Source organism: Paraburkholderia silvatlantica, assembly GCF_003096715.1.
Taxonomy (GTDB): domain Bacteria; phylum Pseudomonadota; class Gammaproteobacteria; order Burkholderiales; family Burkholderiaceae; genus Paraburkholderia; species Paraburkholderia silvatlantica.
The window spans coordinates 151,313-169,909 of sequence record NZ_QEOL01000021.1; the positions used below are offsets into that span (position 1 = coordinate 151,313).

At 64.6% G+C, this 18,597-nt stretch carries 19 protein-coding genes and 1 rRNA gene; 10 read left to right on the forward strand and 10 right to left on the reverse strand.

Going from position 1 to position 18,597, the window contains the following annotated elements; all coding sequences use genetic code 11:
• The first annotated feature begins 99 nt into the window (after positions 1–99).
• The 6 genes from C7411_RS25535 to C7411_RS25560 all read left to right on the forward strand — a co-directional run bounded on the left by C7411_RS25535 (position 100) and on the right by C7411_RS25560 (position 4,749).
• Positions 100–690, forward strand: coding sequence for an NUDIX domain-containing protein (locus C7411_RS25535; protein ID WP_110386795.1), 591 nt, complete (start codon positions 100–102; stop codon positions 688–690).
• A gap of 216 nt (positions 691–906) precedes the next feature.
• On the forward strand, positions 907–1,341 hold the full coding sequence (locus C7411_RS25540; protein ID WP_110386796.1) for a DUF1178 family protein: 435 nt from the start codon (positions 907–909) through the stop codon (positions 1,339–1,341).
• 67 nt (positions 1,342–1,408) lie between these two features.
• The gene (locus tag C7411_RS25545; RefSeq protein WP_110386797.1) at positions 1,409–2,605 is read left to right on the forward strand and encodes an acyl-CoA dehydrogenase family protein; all 1,197 of its coding nucleotides are present in this window, start codon (positions 1,409–1,411) and stop codon (positions 2,603–2,605) included.
• Positions 2,606–2,616: 11 nt separating this feature from the next.
• Positions 2,617–3,744, forward strand: a complete 1,128-nt coding sequence (locus tag C7411_RS25550) for an acyl-CoA dehydrogenase family protein (RefSeq protein WP_110386798.1) — start codon at positions 2,617–2,619, stop codon at positions 3,742–3,744.
• Between the two features lie 79 nt (positions 3,745–3,823).
• Positions 3,824–4,282: a MaoC family dehydratase gene (locus C7411_RS25555; protein WP_110386799.1), complete on the forward strand. Its 459-nt coding sequence runs from the start codon at positions 3,824–3,826 to the stop codon at positions 4,280–4,282.
• Positions 4,283–4,296: 14 nt separating this feature from the next.
• Positions 4,297–4,749 (forward strand): MaoC family dehydratase, encoded by a 453-nt coding sequence (locus C7411_RS25560; protein WP_110386826.1) that lies wholly within the window; start codon positions 4,297–4,299, stop codon positions 4,747–4,749.
• 92 nt (positions 4,750–4,841) lie between these two features.
• Here C7411_RS25560 and C7411_RS25565 read toward each other — a convergent pair whose 3' ends face one another.
• The 4 genes from C7411_RS25565 to C7411_RS25580 all read right to left on the reverse strand — a co-directional run bounded on the left by C7411_RS25565 (position 4,842) and on the right by C7411_RS25580 (position 8,967).
• The gene (locus tag C7411_RS25565) at positions 4,842–5,543 is read right to left on the reverse strand and encodes a glutathione binding-like protein (RefSeq protein ID WP_110386800.1); all 702 of its coding nucleotides are present in this window, start codon (positions 5,541–5,543) and stop codon (positions 4,842–4,844) included.
• A 147-nt stretch (positions 5,544–5,690) separates the two neighbouring features.
• Entirely contained in the window at positions 5,691–6,950 is a 1,260-nt protein-coding gene (locus C7411_RS25570) for an acyl-CoA dehydrogenase (RefSeq protein ID WP_110386801.1), read from the reverse strand.
• Between the two features lie 58 nt (positions 6,951–7,008).
• On the reverse strand, positions 7,009–8,127 hold the full coding sequence (locus tag C7411_RS25575) for a phosphotransferase (protein WP_110386802.1): 1,119 nt from the start codon (positions 8,125–8,127) through the stop codon (positions 7,009–7,011).
• Positions 8,128–8,178: 51 nt separating this feature from the next.
• The gene (locus tag C7411_RS25580; protein ID WP_110386803.1) at positions 8,179–8,967 is read right to left on the reverse strand and encodes an oxepin-CoA hydrolase, alternative type; all 789 of its coding nucleotides are present in this window, start codon (positions 8,965–8,967) and stop codon (positions 8,179–8,181) included.
• Between the two features lie 278 nt (positions 8,968–9,245).
• On the opposite strand from C7411_RS25580, the gene C7411_RS25585 reads away from it, so the two are divergent.
• Positions 9,246–9,887 carry a glutathione S-transferase family protein gene (locus C7411_RS25585; protein WP_110386804.1) on the forward strand — a complete coding sequence of 214 codons (642 nt, stop codon included), beginning with the start codon at positions 9,246–9,248 and terminating at the stop codon, positions 9,885–9,887.
• An 81-nt stretch (positions 9,888–9,968) separates the two neighbouring features.
• Here C7411_RS25585 and C7411_RS25590 read toward each other — a convergent pair whose 3' ends face one another.
• Together C7411_RS25590 and C7411_RS25595 are read right to left on the reverse strand one after the other, a co-directional pair.
• The gene (locus C7411_RS25590; RefSeq protein ID WP_110386805.1) at positions 9,969–11,159 is read right to left on the reverse strand and encodes a pyridoxal phosphate-dependent aminotransferase; all 1,191 of its coding nucleotides are present in this window, start codon (positions 11,157–11,159) and stop codon (positions 9,969–9,971) included.
• A 103-nt stretch (positions 11,160–11,262) separates the two neighbouring features.
• Positions 11,263–11,778, reverse strand: coding sequence for a putative toxin-antitoxin system toxin component, PIN family (locus C7411_RS25595; protein WP_110386806.1), 516 nt, complete (start codon positions 11,776–11,778; stop codon positions 11,263–11,265).
• A gap of 64 nt (positions 11,779–11,842) precedes the next feature.
• Here C7411_RS25595 and yaaA point away from each other — a divergent pair, with 64 nt between their 5' ends.
• Positions 11,843–12,637 (forward strand): peroxide stress protein YaaA, encoded by a 795-nt coding sequence (gene yaaA, locus C7411_RS25600; protein ID WP_110386807.1) that lies wholly within the window; start codon positions 11,843–11,845, stop codon positions 12,635–12,637.
• 29 nt (positions 12,638–12,666) lie between these two features.
• Positions 12,667–13,830 carry a M14 family metallopeptidase gene (locus C7411_RS25605; protein WP_110386808.1) on the forward strand — a complete coding sequence of 388 codons (1,164 nt, stop codon included), beginning with the start codon at positions 12,667–12,669 and terminating at the stop codon, positions 13,828–13,830.
• A gap of 81 nt (positions 13,831–13,911) precedes the next feature.
• On the opposite strand, the gene C7411_RS25610 is transcribed toward C7411_RS25605, so the two are convergent.
• From C7411_RS25610 to C7411_RS25625, 4 genes are all read right to left on the reverse strand, one after another.
• Positions 13,912–14,583: a BspC domain-containing protein gene (locus tag C7411_RS25610; RefSeq protein ID WP_110386809.1), complete on the reverse strand. Its 672-nt coding sequence runs from the start codon at positions 14,581–14,583 to the stop codon at positions 13,912–13,914.
• A gap of 223 nt (positions 14,584–14,806) precedes the next feature.
• Complete coding sequence (locus tag C7411_RS25615; RefSeq protein WP_110386827.1) at positions 14,807–15,481, reverse strand: energy-coupling factor ABC transporter permease; 675 nt, start codon at positions 15,479–15,481, stop codon at positions 14,807–14,809.
• 10 nt (positions 15,482–15,491) lie between these two features.
• Positions 15,492–16,427, reverse strand: coding sequence for a LuxR family transcriptional regulator (locus C7411_RS25620; RefSeq protein ID WP_110386810.1), 936 nt, complete (start codon positions 16,425–16,427; stop codon positions 15,492–15,494).
• A 196-nt stretch (positions 16,428–16,623) separates the two neighbouring features.
• Positions 16,624–17,838 carry a DUF2863 family protein gene (locus C7411_RS25625; protein ID WP_110386811.1) on the reverse strand — a complete coding sequence of 405 codons (1,215 nt, stop codon included), beginning with the start codon at positions 17,836–17,838 and terminating at the stop codon, positions 16,624–16,626.
• Between the two features lie 683 nt (positions 17,839–18,521).
• On the opposite strand from C7411_RS25625, the gene C7411_RS25635 reads away from it, so the two are divergent.
• Positions 18,522–18,597: ribosomal RNA gene (locus C7411_RS25635) — 16S ribosomal RNA — on the forward strand; the annotation flags it as partial.

Genomic DNA, 18,597 nt, shown 5'->3' on the forward strand with positions numbered 1-18,597 from the left:
CGCGCGTCGCCGGCCTGCGGCCGGCACGCGCCGTGCGATCCCACTACCTGCGGCGCGCCCGCGGCTTCCCGATTTTTCCGAGCACCCACGAGGCTGACTATGGCTGAACATCATCGACACGACCCGGCGCTCGCCGAGACGTGTGTGGAAAGCACGACGCTCTACGCGGGCAATTTCCTTACGCTCAAGCGCGACACGGTCGCCTTGCCGGATGGCAAGCACGCCACGCGCGAGTTCGTTCAGCATCCCGGCGCGGTGATGGTGATCCCGCTGTTCGACGACGGCCGCGTGCTGATGGAGCGCCAGTACCGCTATCCGCTCTCGCGCGTGATGACGGAATTCCCGGCAGGCAAGCTCGATCCGCAAGAAGGCGCGCTCGCCTGCGCGATTCGCGAATTGAAGGAGGAGACGGGCTATACGGCGCGCGAGTACGTTTATCTCGCGCAGATCCATCCTGTGATCTCGTACTCGACCGAATTCATCGACATCTATCTCGCGCGCGGCCTGACCGCAGGCGCGGCGCAACTCGACGACGGCGAATTTCTCGAAACCTTCACGGCGACGGTTCCCGAACTGCTCGAATGGGTGCGCACGGGCAAGATCACCGACGTGAAGACGATCATCGGCACGTTCTGGCTCGAAAAGGCGCTGTCGGGCGCGTGGCCGCTCGCGAAGGCAGAGCAGGGCTGACACGCTTCCCGGTGCATCGAACGCCCGGATCAACGGCGGCCTTCGTGGCCGCCGTTGTCGCTTGACACACGCGCAAGCACCTTCAGCGCGCCCGCCCGTGCGGCGCTACAATCGAACCCCCGGGAAAGTCCCCGGTGGCTGACCGCAGGAATTTTTTCGAACGGTCGTTCACAAATTTACGATTTGCGTTAAACTCATTGCAAGCCTCGATTCCCCATGAAGGTCCTCGATTTACAGTGTCCAGACGGCCATCGGTTTGAAGGCTGGTTCGCATCGGTTGACGACTTCGAGTCGCAACTGTCTCGCAAACTGGTCGAATGTCCGATGTGCGGCGCCACCCATGTGACCCGCTTGCCGTCCGCGCCCCGCTTGAACCTGTCCGGCGCGAGCGAGACGCCGAAAGCGTCGCTGCACGAGCAGGCGGCCCAGTGGCAAGCTCATGCGATGCGTGTAATCCGCGAGGTCCTCGAAAAGACGGAGAACGTAGGCGACCGTTTCGCCGAGGAGGCGCGGCGCATTCACTACAACGAAGCGCCGTCGCGCAATATCCGTGGAGTCGCTTCTGCGGACGATGCGCAAGCTCTCGTCGAAGAAGGCATCGACGTGATGCCGCTGCCGGTTCCGGCCGCGTTGAAGGGTCCGCTGCAGTAACGCCATGCGGGTCTTTGCCGCGGCGCGGGGAACGCTCCGCACCGGCCGCGGCCAGGAGACATAGCGCATGGATCTGGACTACACCCCCGCCGACGACGCATTTCGCGCCGAAATCCGCGCCTGGCTCGAGGCCAATCTGCCTCAAGCAATGCGCGACAAGGTTCTCAACCACAAACGCCTCTCGCGCGACGACATCGCCAACTGGCACAAGCTGCTGGGCAAGAAGGGCTGGTCAGCGCCTGCGTGGCCCGCGGAGTGGGGCGGCCCGGGCTGGACCGAAGCGCAGCGCCACATCTGGGACGCCGAGTGCGGCCGCATCGGCGCGCCGCCGGTCCTGCCGTTCGGCGTGTCGATGGTCGCGCCCGTGCTCATGAAGTACGGCAACGAGGCGCAAAAGCGCCGCTATCTTCCGCGCATTCTTTCCGGTGAAGACTGGTGGTGCCAGGGCTACTCCGAACCGGGTTCGGGATCCGACCTCGCGTCGTTGCGCACGCGTGCAGTTCGGGACGGCGATCACTACGTCGTGAACGGCCAGAAGACCTGGACCACACTCGGCCAGCACGCCGACATGATGTTCTGCCTTGTGCGCACCGATCCCGCGGCCAAGAAGCAGGAAGGTATCTCGTTTCTCCTCATCGACATGAAGACGCCCGGCATCACCGTACGTCCGATCATCACGCTCGATGAAGACCATGAGGTTAACGAAGTATTTTTCGAAGACGTGAAGGTGCCGGTCGAAAATCTCGTCGGCGACGAGAACCGTGGCTGGACTTACGCGAAGTATCTGCTCGGCCACGAGCGCACGGGCATCGCGCGCGTGGGCGCGTCGAACCGCGAACTCGCCTTCCTCAAGGGCGTCGCGCTCAGGCAGAAGAAGCATGGCAGGCCGCTGCTCGAAGATCCCGTCTTCGCGGCACGCGTGGCGGCCGTGGAAATCGAACTCATGGCGCTCGAGGTGACCGCCGAGCGCGTGATCGCGAGCGCGTCCAACGGGCGCGGCCCCGGTCCCGAAGCGTCGATGCTCAAGATCAAGGGTACGGAGATCCAGCAGGCGCTGACCGAGCTGATGGTCGACGCGGTCGGTCCGCTCGCGGCGCCGTTCGATCCGGCCTTCCTCGATGGCGAGCACGACCACGCGGCAGGCGGTGACGACGACGCGGCTCCGCTCGCGGCGTACTACTTCAACTATCGCAAGACGTCGATCTACGGCGGGTCGAACGAAATTCAGAAGAACATCATCTCGCAGATGATTCTGGGGATTTGAGGAGCGGCGCAATGAACTTCAATTTCACCGCAGAACAACAGCAACTCGCCGACGCGCTGCGTCGCTATCTCGACAAGAACTACGGTTTCGAAGCGCGCCAGGCGATCGTGAAGACACCCGCTGGCGTCTCGGATCAGCACTGGAGCGCTTTCGTCGAACTGGGACTGACTGCGCTGCCGGTGCCGGCGGAGCAAGGCGGCTTCGACGGCGCGCCATTCGACATGCTCGTCGTCATGCAGGAGCTGGGACGCGCGCTGGTGGTCGAGCCGTACTGGTCGACCGCGGTAGGCGTCGAGGCGCTCAAGCTCGCGGGCGGTGCGGCCGAACCGGAAAACGCGGCGCTGCTCGAACGCGTGGCCTCGGGCGAGATCAAGCTCGCTGCCGCGTTCCACGAGCCGCAGTCGCGCTACGATCTGTTTTCGCTGGAAACGCAGGCGAAGGAAACGGGCGACGGCTTTGCGCTCACCGGCACGAAATCGGTCGTGCAGCACGGCGCCCAGGCGGGCTACTGGATCGTGCCGGCGCGCTTCGCGGGCGAAGTCGCGCTCTTCGTCGTCGCGCGCGATGCGAAGGGTGTCGAGGTGAGCGATTACCGCACGATCGATGGCCAGCGCGCTGCGACGCTGACCTTCAAGGAGGCGCACGCGCGCCGTCTTGGCGACGCGCACGCCGGTGCGGCGACGTGGGAGAAGATTGCCGACTACGCGACGTTCCTGTTGTGCGCGCAAGCCGTGGGCGCCATGGACGCGCTCAACCACGCCACGGTCGAATACACGAAGACGCGTCAGCAGTTCGGTGTGCCGATCGCGCGCTTCCAGGCGCTGCAGCACCGCATGGCAGAGATGCTGATCCACGCCGAGCAGGCCCGCTCGCTGACTTACCTCGCCGCCGCGCGTTACAGTAGCGAGTCGGCCGAAGCGCGGCGCCGCGCGATCTCGGCAGCGAAGGTGCGCGTGGGACAGGCGGCGCGTTTCATCGGCCAGCAGGCCGTGCAGCTGCACGGCGGCATGGGCGTCACCAACGAAGTGGCGGCCGCGCATCTGTTCAAGCGTCTGGCGATCATCGAAACGACGCTCGGCGATGTCGATCACCACCTCGAACGCTTCGCTTCGCTGCCCGGTTTCTCGCAGGCCGCGTAACGGGCGGCAGCAGGCAACAACAAGGGAACAGCAGGGCAACACCAGGGCAACACCAGGGCAACATCGGCGGAGAATACGGATGGGCGTGAGTTACGAAGATCTCGAAGTGGGCAAGCGCTATGTGATCGGTTCCCACACGTTCAAGCGCGACGAAGTGGTGCATTTTGCGGAGCAGTTCGATCCGCAGCCGTTTCACATGAGCGAGGCGGGCGGCGAGGCGTCGATGTTCGGCGGACTCGTCGCGAGCGGCTGGCATACCTGCTCCGTCATGATGGGCATGCTGGTACGCAACTTTCTCAAGGACTCGACCTCGATGGGCTCGCCCGGCGTCGACGAGATCCGCTGGCTCAAGCCCACGCGCGTGGGCGATACGCTCACGATGACAAACACGGTCGTGAGCAAGCGCGTGTCGGCGAGCAGGCCCGATCGCGGCATCGTCGAGACGCAGTGGGAAGGGCACAACCAGCACGGCGAACTGATCGTGGTCGTGCGTTCGAAGGCGCTCTTCGGCCTTCGCCATCCAGGGAGCGCATCGTGAGTGAGGGCGACGTCATGCAGATTGCCGACGCGGCGGCGTTGCGCGCGCTGATCGGCGCGGGGCCGCTCGTGAGCGGCTGGCGCGAGGTGAGCGAGGCGGACGTGCACGGCTTTGCCGACGCCACGGGCGACCACCAGTGGATCCACATCGACACCGAACGTGCGCGCCGCGAGTCGCCGTTCGGCGGCCCGATTGCGCACGGCTTTCTCACGCTTTCGCTGATTCCCGTGCTGCTCGGGACAACGCTGCACATGCGTCAGCGCATGGGCGTGAACTACGGGCTCAACCGCGTGCGCTTCACGCAGCCGGTGCCCGTGGGCGCGAAGGTGCGCGCGCGTATCGCCGTGAAAGAAGTGGGCGACGTGGAAGGCGGCGGCGTGCAGGTCGTGTGGGATGTGAGCATCGAGCGCGAGGGCAGCGAGCGGCCCGCTTGCATAGCCGAATTCATCACGCGGCATTATTTCTAAAGTTGTTGCGTGCTCAACGAAAAGGGGCGCCCCGCTGCAAGGCAGGCGCCCCTTTGGCCCCTTTGGTTTCGCGCGGGCTTCAGCGCGGCGAGTTAGTGCCTCGCGTACTGCGTCGCGCCGAACAACATCTCTTTCGCCTTGTCGTCCATGAGCGGCTTGCGCACATTGGCGAGCACCTCCACGCCGCGCTTGACCGCCGGCCGCGCGGCGATCGTTTCGTGCCAGCGTTTCACGTTGGGCAGCGAATCGAGATCGATGCCCTGGTTTTGCCAGGAGCGCGTCCACGGGAAGGCCGCGATATCCGCGATGGTGTACTCGTCGCCGGCCAGATACCCGGTCTTTTCCAACTGCGTTTCCATCACGTTGTAGAGCCGCTTCGCTTCGTTCGTGTAGCGGTTGACCGCATACTCGATCTTCTCGGGCGCGTAGATGCGGAAGTGGTGCGCCTGGCCGAGCATGGGGCCGAGGCCGCCCATCTGGAACATCACCCATTGCAGCACGTCGTAGCGCGCCGCGAGGTCCTCTGGCATGAAACGGCCGGTTTTCGCCGCGAGATAGATCAGGATCGCGCCCGATTCGAACAGCGAGAACGGCTGGCCGTCGGCACGGCGCGGGCCCTCAGAGTCGGTAATGGCGGGAATCTTGTTGTTCGGGCTGATGGCGAGGAATTCGGGCTTGAACTGGTCGCCCGCACCGATATCGACCGGATGCACCCGGTATTCGAGGCCGGTTTCCTCGAGCATGATATGGACTTTGTGACCGTTCGGCGTGGCCCAGCTGTAGACGTCGATCATCGCGGCTCCTTGGCACCATGAAAGAGGGCGCCGCGAAAGTCTGGATAGTCTTTGCGCGACGCCCGATCTGGCGCAAATTAGCATAGATCGGCGTCGCTCGCAGAGGGCGCAAGAGCGCCCCTGCTGCGCTTGTGGGCTTACGCGGACCTACGAGCGCGTGACCGGCATCTCCACGCGCGACGCGGCGCCCGCGTCCATATAACGCGCGAGTTCGAGCTTGGCGATGGCGTTGCGGTGCACTTCGTCGGGGCCGTCCGCGAAGCGCAGCGTGCGCGCCGAAGCGTACGAGTACGCCAGCGGGAAGTCGCCGCTCACGCCCGCCGCGCCGTGCACCTGCATGGCCCAGTCGATCACCTGGCAGGCCATGTTCGGCGCCACCACCTTGATCATGGCGATTTCGCCGCGCGCCCCCTTGTTGCCGACCGTGTCCATCATGTACGCGGTCTTGAGCGTGAGCAGGCGGGCCTGTTCGATCATGCAGCGCGCTTCGGCAATGCGCTCCTGCGTGACGGTTTGCTGGGCGAGCGCCTTGCCGAACGCCACGCGCGAGAGGGCGCGCTTCGCCATGAATTCGAGCGCGCGTTCCGCGAGGCCAATGAGACGCATGCAGTGGTGAATGCGGCCCGGCCCGAGCCGCCCTTGCGCGATCTCGAACCCGCGGCCCTCGCCGAGCAAAATGTTCGAAGCGGGCACGCGCACGTTTTCGAGCGTGATCTCCATATGGCCGTGCGGCGCGTCGTCGTAGCCGAACACCGTGAGCGGGCGGCGCACGGTGATCCCGGCCGTATCCGAGGGCACGAGGATCATCGACTGCTGAGCATGGCGCGGCGCATCGGGGTCGGTCTTGCCCATCAGGATGTAGATCGCGCAGCGCGGGTCGCCCGCGCCCGACGACCACCACTTCGTGCCGTTGATCACGTAGTCGCCGCCGTCGCGCTCGATGCGCGTCTGGATGTTCGTTGCGTCCGACGAGGCCACATCGGGCTCGGTCATCAGGAAGGCGGAGCGGATCTGGCCTGCCAGCAGCGGCGTGAGCCATTGCTGCTTGTGCGCCTCGCTGCCGTAGCGCTCGATGGTTTCCATGTTGCCGGTGTCGGGCGCGCTGCAGTTGAACACTTCGGGCGCCCAGTGCACGCGGCCCATGATTTCGCACAGCGGCGCGTATTCGAGGTTCGTCAGGCCCGCGCCGCGTTCGGATGCGGGCAAGAACAGGTTCCACAGCCCGGCCGCGCGCGCCTTCTCCTTCAACTGCTCGACGATCTCCGTGGGGACCCACGCGTTGCCATTCGCGCGATTGCGCTCGACTTCCTCGTGGAAGACAGCTTCGTTCGGGTAAATGTGTTCGTCGAAGAATGCGAGCAGTTTCTCGCGCAGCGCCTGCACTTTCGGGGAGTAATCGAAGTTCATCGGTGACCTCGCAATGCGATGCAGTGAAAGTGAAAAGTGAGTCGTTCCCGAACGCGTTTCAGCGCACCTTCTGCGCGTAGCGCCAGGCGAGCTCCGCCATGGGCTTCGCGCGACGGCCTGCGTCGACTGCCTGTGCGCTCGCGGCGGTGCCGTCCACCACGCGCTTCATGATGCCCTGCAGGATCGCCGCGATCCGGAACATGTTGTACGCAAGATAGAAGTTCCAGTCGCCGCGAATCTCGAGGCCGGTGCGCTCGCAATAGCGCGCGACGTACTGCGCCTCGCCGGGAATGCCGAGCGCCTGCCAGTCGAGCCCGGCGATGCCGCGAAACTGTGCGGGTTCGACGTGCCAGGCCATGCAGTGATACGAGAAGTCGGCGAGCGGGTCGCCGAGCGTGGAGAGCTCCCAGTCGAGCACGGCCAGCACGCGCGGCTCGCTCGGGTGAAAGATCAGGTTGTCGAGGCGGTAGTCGCCATGCACGACCGATACGCGTGAGCCCGCATCGTCGGGCATGTGCTGCGGCAGCCATTCGATCAGGCGATGCATGGCGTCGATGCGCTCCGTTTCCGAAGCCTGATACTGGCGGCTCCAGCGATCGATCTGGCGTGCGAAATAACTGCCTGGCTTGCCGTAGTCGGCGAGGCCCACGGCGTCGGGCTTCACGTTGTGGAGCGCGGCGATCACACGGTTCATCTCGTCGTAGATCGCGCCGCGTTGCTCGCGCGTCATGCCGGGCAGCGACGGGTCCCAGAGCACGCGCCCCTCGACGAATTCCATCACGTAAAACGCGCGGCCGATCACCGCTTCGTCGTCGCAGAGCGCGAGCATCGTTGCGACCGGGACGTCGGTTGCGGCGAGCGCGTCCATCACGCGGTATTCGCGCTCGATCGCGTGTGCGGAGGGCAGCAGTTTCGACTTGGGGCCGGGCTTGGCGCGCATCACGTAAGTGCGGCCGGGCGTGATGAGCTTGAACGTCGGGTTCGACTGTCCGCCGGCGAACTGCTCGATCGCGAGCGGGCCTTTGAAGCCCTCCACGCGCGCGGTGAGCCAGGCGCTCAGCGCCTCGGTGTCGAAGCGCTGGCGCTCGGCCACCGGGCGCGTGCCTTCGAACGCCGAGTAGTCGGGGCGCGTTTGCGCGTTGTTTTGCGTGTCTCCATCCGGGGTGGCTTGCGCCATATTCGTCTCCCTTCTCCTGATTCTCCTGTGGGGCGCCGTGCTCGTGCGGCGTTACTTGTAGACAGGGGCGCGTTTTTCGAGGAATGCGGTAATGCCTTCGAGGCCGTCGCGGTGGTGCAGCGACGCGACGAAACTGTCGCGCTCCGCCGTGAGCTGGGCTTCGAGCGGTTGCGTGTCCGCGACGTTCGTCAAACCCTTGATGCGCGCGACCGAATTCGGCGAGATCTTCGCGAGTTCGTCGGCCCAGGCAAGCGCCGTATCGAGCGCCGTTTGCGGCTTCGCGAGCCGGTTCACGACACCCAGTTCCGCGAGACGCGCCGCGCCGATCGGCTTGCCTTCCACCATCAGCTCGAACGCGAGCGAGCGCGGCAGCGAGCGCGCGAGGAACCACGAGCCGCCGCCGTCGGGCGTCAGACCCACGCGCGAATAGGCCATGACGAACTTCGCATCGTCGGCGGCGACGAGCAGGTCGGCGGCGAGCGCGAGCGAGAAGCCCGCGCCGGCGGCCGCGCCTTCCACGGCCGCGATGATCGGCTTGCTCGACTGGCGCATCGCGGTGACCCAGGTGGCGAGCATATCGATGCTGGCGGCCTGCACCGAAGGGTCCTTCGCGCGGTTTTCGAGTAGGCGGTTGAGGTTGCCGCCCGCGCAGAAGAAGTTGTCGGCGCCCGTGAGAACGATCGCGCGCAACGACGGGTCGCGCTCGGCAGTGTCGAAGGCTTCGACGGCGGCGGCGTACATGTCGGGATGCAGCGCGTTGCGTGCGCCGGGGTTCGACAGCGTGAGGACGAGTGTCGATTCGTGGCCTTGCGGGCGGGTGCTGCGGAGTTCGGCGCTCATTGCGGTGCCTCGTTCGATGCGTTGATGTCTGCGGTGTCGGTTTGCGTCAGCGAAAGGCCGAGCCGCGCACCGCGAGGCCAGCCTGCGCGGCAGTCTGGGCGATACCGCGGCCCATCCCGCCGGTGCCGGCTATGCCGATTGTCTCAATGTTGAAATGATGTTGAAGTCATTGGAAACCTGGCTCCATGATTGGCCTAGAATAGCACGACCGTTCAATTCTACGAAAACGGTTCGGCGGTTCCGATAAGGGGGCTGCCGCTCTCAAGGAGGCAACGAGGATGATCAAGCTGCACGGTTTCGCGCTTTCGAATTACTACAACAAGGTCAAGCTTCTGCTGCTCGAGCACGGCATCGCGTTCGAGGAGGTGCCGAACAGGCTGCCGCTCGAAGCGGCGCTGCTCGCGCAGTCGCCGGGCGGCAAGGTGCCTTTCATCGAAACGGAGCAGGGCGCTTTGTGCGAATCGGAAGTGATCGTCGAGTATCTGGCGGCGCGCTTTCCGGAGAAGCGCATTTTCGCGGCGGATCCGTGGCAGGCAGCGAAGGAGCGCGAGCTCATCGTCTTCATCGAAACGCATCTGGAGTTGAACGCGCGCGAGCTTTACGGCGAAGCGTTCTTCGGCGGCAAGGCGACCGACGAGGTCAAGGCGGCCATGGAAAAGCGGCTGCGCCGCTACGTGGCAGCCTTCAGTCGGATCGCGAAGTTCGGGCCTTACGTGGCGGGCGCGCAGTTCGGCGTGGCCGATGCGGCGGCGTTCGTGAGCCTGCCGCTCGTGGGGCGCGCGACGCAGGCGGTCTACGGCAGCGATTTTCTTGCCGAAGTGGGCATCGACTGGAAGCCGTATATCAAGCTGATCGGTGAACGCCCGACGGCCCAGCGCGTCAACGCCGACCGCAAGGCGTATATCGAGGCGAACGCGTAAGCGCTGCGGCGTTTTGCACAGTTTCGCGCGCGATGATCGGGAACGCACTGCCGTTCGCGGATTCATCGCGCGCGCACGACGTCAGAGGCGCGCGAGCCGCTCGAGCGCGGTCGCGAGCGTGCTTTCCTGCTTGGCAAAGCAAAAGCGGACGACGCCCGATTCGTGCGCCTCGTGATAGAACGCCGACACCGGAATGGCGGCTACGCCGATCTCGCTTGTGAGCCACTTCGAAAATTCCGCTTCAGGCAGATCGCTGATCGCCGAATAGTCCACGCACTGGAAGTAGGTGCCTTCGCACGGCAGCAGCTTGAAGCGCGTGTTGGCGAGTCCTGCGCGGAAGAAGTCGCGCTTCTTCTGGTAGAACGCGGGCAATTCCAGATAAGGCTTCGGATCGCGCAGATAGTGCGCGAGGCCGAACTGCATCGGCGTGTTCACGGTGAACACGTTGAACTGGTGCACCTTGCGGAACTCGGCCGTGAGCGGCGCGGGCGCGGCGACATAGCCCACCTTCCAGCCCGTCACGTGGTAGGTCTTGCCGAAGCTCGACACGATGAAACTGCGCGCGGCCAGTTCCGGATAGCGCGCCACGCTCTCGTGCGGTTGGCCGTCGTAGACCATGTGCTCGTAGACCTCGTCGGAGAGGATCAGCACGTTGGTGCCGCGCACGATCTCCTCGAGCTTTTGCATGTCCTCGGCGCGCCACACCGTACCCGTGGGGTTGTGCGGCGTGTTGACGAGGATGAGGCGCGTTTTCGGTGTGATGGCCGCGGCGAGGCGGTCGAACGGGATCGCGTAGTCGGGCGCTTCGAGCGTCACGAACACAGGCTTGCCGCCCGCCAGTTCGATCGACGGCAAATAGCTGTCGTAGGTCGGCTCGACCACGATCACTTCGTCGCCCGCGTGCACGGTCGCGAGAATCGCCGTGAGGAGCGCCTGCGTGGCCCCGGCCGTCACCGTGATCTCGCTATTGGCGTCGTAGCGGCGGCCGTAGACGTGCTCGATCTTGTCTGCGATCGCCTCGCGCAGCGCGGCGATGCCGGCCATCGGCGGGTACTGGTTGTGGCCCTCGCGCATGGCTTGTGCGACTGCGTCGACGATGCGCGCGTCGCAATCGAAGTCGGGAAAGCCCTGGCCCAGGTTGACCGCACCCTTTTCGGCGGCGAGCGCGCTCATCACGGTGAAGATCGTCGTGCCGACGTTCGGCAGACGCGACGGAAAAGAGGGCGTGAGCAGGGTGTCCTGCGAATTCTGCGTGGGATGCGGTGCGTTCATGTCGCGGGCGGAAGTCGGACGTTGGGACGGGAAAGGTTGATTGTAGGCAAATCGGCGCGGATGCGGTTGCCAGGCTGGGCGCGAGCGCCGTGACGCAAGGACATCAGGCCCGCGTTGCTTGGGCGGCGTTTTGCACACATTCGGCGACGAAGGCATCGGGCGTCGCGATGCGAAAGCCGAAGTCGCGCGCCACGCGCTTCGCGAGCTTGAGCACCGCGCGGTCCTTCGAGACGAGCCACTGTGCGCCGCTTGCGCGCGCCAGTTCCAGGAACTTCTGGTCGTCGCGGTCGCGGCATTGGGGCAGGGGCCGCGCGCCGCAGGCAAGCTCGGGCAGCTCGATCAGTTCGACGAGCCCAGCGTGCGCGGCGAGCGCGTGGGCTTTCGCGACGCCGCGGCCAGCGAACTGGGGATAGTCGAGCACGTGGGCCAACTCGGCCTGGCAGCGTGCGTCGATCAGCGCCTGGATCGCGCCGCGCTCGAGCGCCACGCGAATGGGGCGCGTGTGCGGGTCGTCGAACACGAGGATATCGAGCCAGACGTTCGAGTCGAGAACGACGGGGAGCGCGCGAGCGGCGGCGGGCGAGAGGGATGCTGCGGTTGGGGGCGTGAGGCCGGTCATTCGTGAATTCGCTACAATCGGGCTTTCGCCTTTGAACATCGGCACATCGTGCCTGCAAGCCTCTATGATAATCGTTCTGTCGCCGGCCAAATCGCTCGACTATGACACGCCGGCGCACATCGAAACCCACACCATCCCCGATTTCGTCGACGACGCAGCCGAACTGATCGCGGGCCTGCGCCGCCTCTCGCCGCAGCAGATCGGTTCGCTCATGAGCATTTCCGACCCGCTCGCGCGCCTGAATTTCCAGCGCTATGCCGACTGGTCGAAGCAGTTCAGCCAGGCCAACGCGAAGCAGGCCGTGCTCGCGTTCAACGGCGATGTCTACGAAGGCTTCGACGCGAAGTCGCTCTCGTCGGCGGATCTCGACTTTGCGCAACAGCATGTGCGTGTGCTCTCCGGGCTATATGGCCTGCTGCGTCCGCTCGACCTGCTGCAGCCTTATCGCCTCGAAATGGGCACGCGTTTCGAAAATGCGCGCGGCAAGGATCTCTATGCGTTTTGGGGCGAGCGCATCACGCACGCGATCAATGCGCAGATCGAGCACAACCATGCGAAAGCGGCGAAGGGTGCGCGCGTGGTGGTGAACTGCGCGTCGAACGAGTACTTCAAGGCCGTGAAGCCGAAGAAGCTCGCCGCGCCCGTGATCACGCCGGTATTCGAAGACTGGAAGGGCGGGCGCTACAAGATCATCAGCTTCCACGCGAAGCGCGCGCGCGGGTTGATGGCGCGTTATGCCGTCGAGAACCGCGTTGCCGGGCCCGAGGCGCTCAAGGCGTTCGACGTGGAAGGCTACGCATTCGATGCGGATGCATCGAACGATTCGACCTATGTATTTCGTCGGCGCATCGCCGAATAAGTGAACAAGCAAGCGGGAAGGAAAACACTATGACGATTGCCATCTCCAGCCAGTTCGATGCGGGCGCGATCGAGGTTCTGTCGTGCGAGCGCGCCGACGACGTCCGTCTGCGCGTGCGAGCGGACAACCAGTCCGAATTCGCGCAATGGTTCTACTTCCGCATCTCGGGCGTGCGCGGCGAGCGTTGCGTGATGACGTTCGAGAACGCGTCGGCCTGCGCATTTCCCGAGGGCTGGCGCGACTACCAGGCCGCGGCGAGCTACGATCGCGTGAACTGGTTCCGCGTGCCGACCTCCTATGACGGGAAGGAACTCGTCATCGACCACACGCCCGACTTCGACAGCATCTATTACGCGTACTTCGAGCCGTATAGCGAAGAGCGTCACTCCGAGTTCCTTGGCGCGCTTCAGCAACTGCCGCACGCCACGCTCACGGAACTCGGGCAAAGCGTGGAAGGCCGGCCCATGTCGCTGCTCTCGCTCGGCATGCCGGGCGACACTGCGCCTGACGGCAAGCCCAGGAAGACAGTCTGGATCATCGCGCGCCAGCATCCGGGCGAGAGCATGGCCGAGTGGTTCGTCGAAGGATTGGTCAAGCGGCTCGCCGGTTGGGGCGACTGGGCGGGCGATCCGGTCGCGCGCAAGCTGTACGACCGCGCCGTGTTCCATATCGTGCCGAACATGAATCCGGACGGCAGCGTGCACGGGAATTTGCGCACCAACGCCGTGGGCGCGAACCTGAACCGCGAGTGGATGGGGCCTGACGCGCAGCGCAGCCCCGAAGTGCTGGTCGTGCGCGATGCGATCGAAGCCACGGGCGTCGATCTCTTCTTCGACATCCACGGCGACGAGACGCTGCCCTATGTGTTCGTGGCGGGCTCGGAAATGCTGCCGGGCTTCACCGATCAGCAACGCACGGAACAGAAGGCGTTCATCGAGGCGTTCAAGGTGGCGAGCCCCGACTTCCAGGATCAGCACGGCTACGAGGCGAGCCGCTACCGCGAAGACGCGCTCAAGCTCGCGTCAAAGTACATCGGCCATCGCTATGGCTGCCTGTCGCTCACGCTCGAGATGCCGTTCAAGGACAACGCCAATCTGCCCGACGAACGCGTAGGCTGGAACGGCGAGCGTAGCGCCGCGCTCGGGGCTGCGATGCTGCAGGCCATCCTGCATCACGTGGAGGCGTTTGCGTAACACGCGCCTTCGCCATGCGGACATGAAAAAGGGGGAAACGGTCTGGCCGTTTCCCCCTTTTTCATCGGGACACCGACGGGTTCAGTTGGCCGTTGTCTTCTTCTTTGAAGTCGTTTTCTTCGCAGTGGATTTCGTCGTCGTCGATTTGCCGGACGACTTCGTGCTGCTTGTCGACGACTTGTGGCTCGACTTGCTCGCGGGCGCTTGCTTCGAGCCCTTGCCCGTGGCTTTCCTGGTCGAATGCTTGCCCTTTCCATGTGCGCCGCTCGACGCCGTGCCGCGCTCGCTGCGTGCGCGCGCCGGCGGGACCGGATCGTTCCAGCTGAACGCGAGCATCTGCTGCCCGACATAGCCGCAGCGAAACTTCAGATCGTAGGGCGAGTTGCCGCTCTCTTTGGGAATGCCGATGCCGTCGACTGTCACGATCGTATCGACCTTCACGCGCTGCTTGCCTTCGTCGAACGAATCGTTCCAGGGCGTCACGCTCGCGTGCGCGCTGTCGAACGAACTGGGCGGGAATTCGACGTGATCGAGCGCCGCAGACGTGCTTGCGACGAAGTCGCCATGCGCCGCGCAGTCCGCAACCAGCGGGTCCGCGTGCATCTGGGTGACGAACTGATTGACGAGAGTGTTGTGTTGATCGAGTTGATCTGCCTGCGCGGCTGGCGCGGCGATGAGCATGAGGCTCGCGGCGCACGCCGCCAGTTGACCGGCTACGAACAACAGCCGGCGGGATGCATGGTTGCGGTCCATCTGCTTGCTAAGGATGAGGGGTAAGACGTCAGGCACCGTAAGATGCTGCACAGCCGGGTCGAGTTCAATCCGGAAACAATTATTTTCTTCTGCCTGAGCGCTGGAATCGGCGCAAGCGCTGCTGCGTGTGGGCCGAAGGCCGCTCGCGACGTGTCGTCGCGCCCGTCGTCACGTTGCTGGCGGTGTGGCGTGTGTGGCGTGTGTGGCGTATGAGAGGCAGCGCTCAGGTTCGCGGGCCGCCCAGGCGATAGCGACGCACGTCGTAGGTGGTGACCCAGGCCGGCCGGTAGACGGCGATCAGCGCCGTTGCCATGCCGGTGAACCAGGCTTCGCCCGAAGCGAGCAGAAATACGCTGAATGCATAACCTGCGGGCACGGTGATCGCCGATCCGCCGTTGAGCGCGACATGGGTGCCGAGTGCGAGATAGGCCGCTGCAGAAACCGCGATGGCCGGCGACACGAAACCCTGGCCGACGATGAACATGAAGAGGTTGCGCGGCAGCCACGCGGTGCAGGCGCGCTGCAGCAGCGCCGAAATCGCGACAGGGAAGGCGCCGAATATCAGGAAGGTCAGGGCGACGCCTTCCCAGGGGGCGTCGAAGACAAGTGCAGCGAGCCCGACGACGACGCCCATGGCGACGAGCGCGAGCCCCCAGTCGAATAGCGTGACCACGAGCGTGGCGCCGAGCAGGTGCAGCACGGTGCCGTCTTCGAGCCACGCGTTGCTTGCCCACAGCACGGAGATCGCGACGACGATCGCAAGCCACACGTGCTGGAGCGTCGCGTCCTGCAGACGCTTGAAGGGGTTCTTCCACAGCGCGAGCGCGAGCAGCCCCACGGTGACAACCCAGGCACCGATTGCAACCCAGAGCGGAAGCGGCGTAAATAGGAACCCCATGTGCTTCATATTACTCGTTGGAAGGCAAGCCGTGTGCGCGGGCGAGCACCAGGGCTTCCTCGTCCACGCTCCCGCTGGCCTCGCCGACTTCGACGGGGCGTATCTGCTGCGCCGCGACGGTGTCGCCATAAGGCGTTACCGGCTCCGCGGCGATGGACAGCGGGGCCGCACTGTCGCCTGACAGCAACGGATAGCGATGCGTCAGACCGTCGCGTGCGCGCAATGGCACCGGGCCGTGCTCGCCGTGCCTCGGCTTCGTCGCCCGCTCGCATTGCGCGCGCAGCACCTGCAGATGGTTCGCGAGCAATCCGTTGTAGATCGCGACGGCCGCCGCGCGATTGGGCGCGCCGAGCTGCTGAAAGATGCTTGTCAGATGGACTTTCACCGTGCCCTCGCTGATGCCAAGCGCTCTCGCGATCATCTTGTTTGTATTGCCCATATGGACGCAGCGCAGGATCTGCTCCTGTCGTGGTGACAGGTCGACCTTCGGGCGTACCTTGCGAGCCTGTGCGGCGGCCTTGGCGTCGCGCCGGGGCGGCAGGGGCCACGGCGTGCACGGACCGAGCACGTCGGCCGGCAGATGATCGCCGCCGAGCATGATGAGCTCCAGAAACTTTACGATCAGGATGGAGTCCGTTGTGCGCCGGATGATGCCGCGGGCGCCTTCGTTGAGGAGCGCGCGTACGGAAGTGGGCGTCTCGGCGCTGTCAACCAGTATGGCGACGGGCAGGCTGCGGTGCCGCATGACGAAGTGGCGCAGTTCGCCGGCGCGGATGCCGTCGTGCCAGTCGATCACAATGAGGTTGGGGGTGAAACGTTGCAAGGCGCGCTCAGCGCTGCGCCAGTCCGGCGCATCGTTGAAGCGTGCGCGACGGTCGATTTGTCTTAACAGCGCCTTGAGCCCTTCGCGCCTTTCGGCGTCCGGATTGAGTACAACGAACCGCATGGATATGCCCTCCTCTCGTTGACGGCCTCTCGAAATGTTGTGAAACGCGTGCCGCTTCTGAGCGGCGTTGAACCAGACCAGCGGCACCATGATGACAAAAAGGCTGCGCGCTGGCGGCCTGTCCAAAGGGCATAAGACATAGGGCAAAAAAAAGTCCCGCACACAGGCGGGACCGGGTAGGAATCTGGGCGTTGTCCTAGTGGAAGTGTGGCTGTACGGGCTCAGCATCTTCTGGCATCTCGGCGTGGACGATCTCGCCGAGCGGATCCGCATAGAGCGGCACGCCGCAGTCATCGCAATATTCCGGCTCGAAGCGGCCAGCGTGACGACGGATGTCGGTGATACCCGATTCCTTCAGCAGCGCAACGATCTCTTCGAGTGGGCCGCTGCTGACACTCTCTTCGGTCGGTTCCTCGTCGATGTCGGCGTCGCCGTTCTCGCGTCCATAGAGCGGCCAGACCACGCCATACAGCACGTCATTGCTGCCGCGCTTCGTGAAGCCGATGCGATATTCGTCGATACGGCGCTCGCCGAAGCCGGCGACGACCGCGCGCAAGTCCTGAGCGTCCGCGCCGATCGTGTCGAGCAGATAGCGCACGGCGGTGCGGATCGTGTGCGGGCGCACGCGCTCGTCAGCATCGCGGCACGCGGAGTAGTAGGCGTCCGGCAGCAGGCATTCGAACTCGCAGCCCGGCATGACGACGGCAAGGTTGGCGCCGCCCTGGGTGGCCCATTGTTCCAGGCACTGACCGCGCTCGATGCGCGAGCCATGCTCCTCTTCCTGCCAGCGGAAGAGCGGGGCGCCAACGGGCGCTGCGACGACGGCGAGCAGGAAACGCGGATCGGCGAGGATCGGCGACGTTTCCGGCAGTTCGCCTGCGCTGATTTTCGCCGGCGCGCCGCTCAGCGCCGCCTGCGTAAGCTGTTGTGCGAGGCGCCAGGTTTCAACATGGTGGCGCGGCAACTGGTCGATGCTGTAGAGATAAGGGGCCATCGCCACACGCGTGCCGTTCGCCAGCACGTGGGCCTGAAGATGGGTGCGCAGGGCGTCTGCCCCGTCGGCCTTCAGCGGGCCCGAAGGGATGACATAGCGCGTCCAGGCCAGCACTGGCGCGGCGACGAGCAGCGCCTCGTATTGTGCGCCGTCGTGCTCGACGATGAAGGACTCGCTGTGCGTCTCCGCCATGTCGGCGAGCGCGCCGTAGGCGTCCGGATGATTCTGCTGCAGATGATCGAGCGCGGCGTCGAGCGTAGTCTGATTGCCGTTGCGCACGACCTTCGTTAGCAGCGTGTCGAGCTTTGCCTCCCAGAAGCGGTCTTCGGTGCGGCTGCCCGAGGCGAACAGGGCGAGCGACAGGCCGACGAGCTTGTCGGCGTCAGGAGGAAGGCGTTTGGCGATTCGCGAGCGCATAAATCTATGAGTTGGGTGCAGAGAACCCCATATTCTAGTCGGTTCCGGGCGCGCCATCGGATTGGGCAGCAGGGGTGCGCCGGATGGGCCCGTGCGCGATGCGGGATCGTCGTTGCTGTGGAGCCGGGAGGCATCGGCCGGAAGCTCTATGGTGACTGCTGTGTGGAGCGGGCGAGCCCGTGCTCCGCCCCACTTTGCTGGCCCGTCAAAAAACCGCTTGCAAGATGTCATCTGCGTGACTAGAATTCCGGTCTTTCGCGCTTTCGGTGAAGGCGCGGGGAGACGGGAAGCCCGGGCGAAAGCCTTGTGGCGACTGGGTCTGCGGGTGATTCGAAGTTCAGCGGCAGGTTAAGCGAAGTAAAAAAACCTGTTGACAGATCGCCGGACAGTCTTCATAATCTCGTTTCTCTGCTGCTGACGCAGCAACGCAGAAAACGCCGGGTGATGGTGGTAACGCAGTTCTCCGGCGGGTTTCGCGAATGCTCTTTAAAAATTTACAGCCGATAAGTGTGGGCGCTTGATGCGGTGGCGGCCTGGTTTCGTTCTTCGGGGCGGGGCCGGGAGCAGCGAAGGTATCAAGAGTCTCACACTAAAGTAAGTCAGGTTTTTGAATTTATTCTGAAACCTGTCAGCTTTGAGTGAGCGACCTGTCTCGAGAGAGACAGAAAACAGTAACAGGCATTGAACTGAAGAGTTTGATCCTGGCTCAGATTGAACGCTGGCGGCATGCCTTACACATGCAAGTCGGACGGCAGCGCG

Bases quoted from the DNA above. Each gene is read 5' to 3' on its own strand.
- C7411_RS25535 (WP_110386795.1), top strand. From the start codon at position 100: ATGGCTGAACATCATCGACACGACCCGGCGCTCGCCGAGACGTGTGTG.
- C7411_RS25540 (WP_110386796.1), top strand. From the start codon at position 907: ATGAAGGTCCTCGATTTACAGTGTCCAGACGGCCATCGGTTTGAAGGC.
- C7411_RS25545 (WP_110386797.1), top strand. From the start codon at position 1,409: ATGGATCTGGACTACACCCCCGCCGACGACGCATTTCGCGCCGAAATC.
- C7411_RS25550 (WP_110386798.1), top strand. From the start codon at position 2,617: ATGAACTTCAATTTCACCGCAGAACAACAGCAACTCGCCGACGCGCTG.
- C7411_RS25555 (WP_110386799.1), top strand. From the start codon at position 3,824: ATGGGCGTGAGTTACGAAGATCTCGAAGTGGGCAAGCGCTATGTGATC.
- C7411_RS25560 (WP_110386826.1), top strand. From the start codon at position 4,297: ATGCAGATTGCCGACGCGGCGGCGTTGCGCGCGCTGATCGGCGCGGGG.
- C7411_RS25565 (WP_110386800.1), bottom strand. From the start codon at position 5,543: ATGATCGACGTCTACAGCTGGGCCACGCCGAACGGTCACAAAGTCCAT.
- C7411_RS25570 (WP_110386801.1), bottom strand. From the start codon at position 6,950: ATGAACTTCGATTACTCCCCGAAAGTGCAGGCGCTGCGCGAGAAACTG.
- C7411_RS25575 (WP_110386802.1), bottom strand. From the start codon at position 8,127: ATGGCGCAAGCCACCCCGGATGGAGACACGCAAAACAACGCGCAAACG.
- C7411_RS25580 (WP_110386803.1), bottom strand. From the start codon at position 8,967: ATGAGCGCCGAACTCCGCAGCACCCGCCCGCAAGGCCACGAATCGACA.
- C7411_RS25585 (WP_110386804.1), top strand. From the start codon at position 9,246: ATGATCAAGCTGCACGGTTTCGCGCTTTCGAATTACTACAACAAGGTC.
- C7411_RS25590 (WP_110386805.1), bottom strand. From the start codon at position 11,159: ATGAACGCACCGCATCCCACGCAGAATTCGCAGGACACCCTGCTCACG.
- C7411_RS25595 (WP_110386806.1), bottom strand. From the start codon at position 11,778: ATGACCGGCCTCACGCCCCCAACCGCAGCATCCCTCTCGCCCGCCGCC.
- yaaA (WP_110386807.1), top strand. From the start codon at position 11,843: ATGATAATCGTTCTGTCGCCGGCCAAATCGCTCGACTATGACACGCCG.
- C7411_RS25605 (WP_110386808.1), top strand. From the start codon at position 12,667: ATGACGATTGCCATCTCCAGCCAGTTCGATGCGGGCGCGATCGAGGTT.
- C7411_RS25610 (WP_110386809.1), bottom strand. From the start codon at position 14,583: ATGGACCGCAACCATGCATCCCGCCGGCTGTTGTTCGTAGCCGGTCAA.
- C7411_RS25615 (WP_110386827.1), bottom strand. From the start codon at position 15,481: ATGGGGTTCCTATTTACGCCGCTTCCGCTCTGGGTTGCAATCGGTGCC.
- C7411_RS25620 (WP_110386810.1), bottom strand. From the start codon at position 16,427: ATGCGGTTCGTTGTACTCAATCCGGACGCCGAAAGGCGCGAAGGGCTC.
- C7411_RS25625 (WP_110386811.1), bottom strand. From the start codon at position 17,838: ATGCGCTCGCGAATCGCCAAACGCCTTCCTCCTGACGCCGACAAGCTC.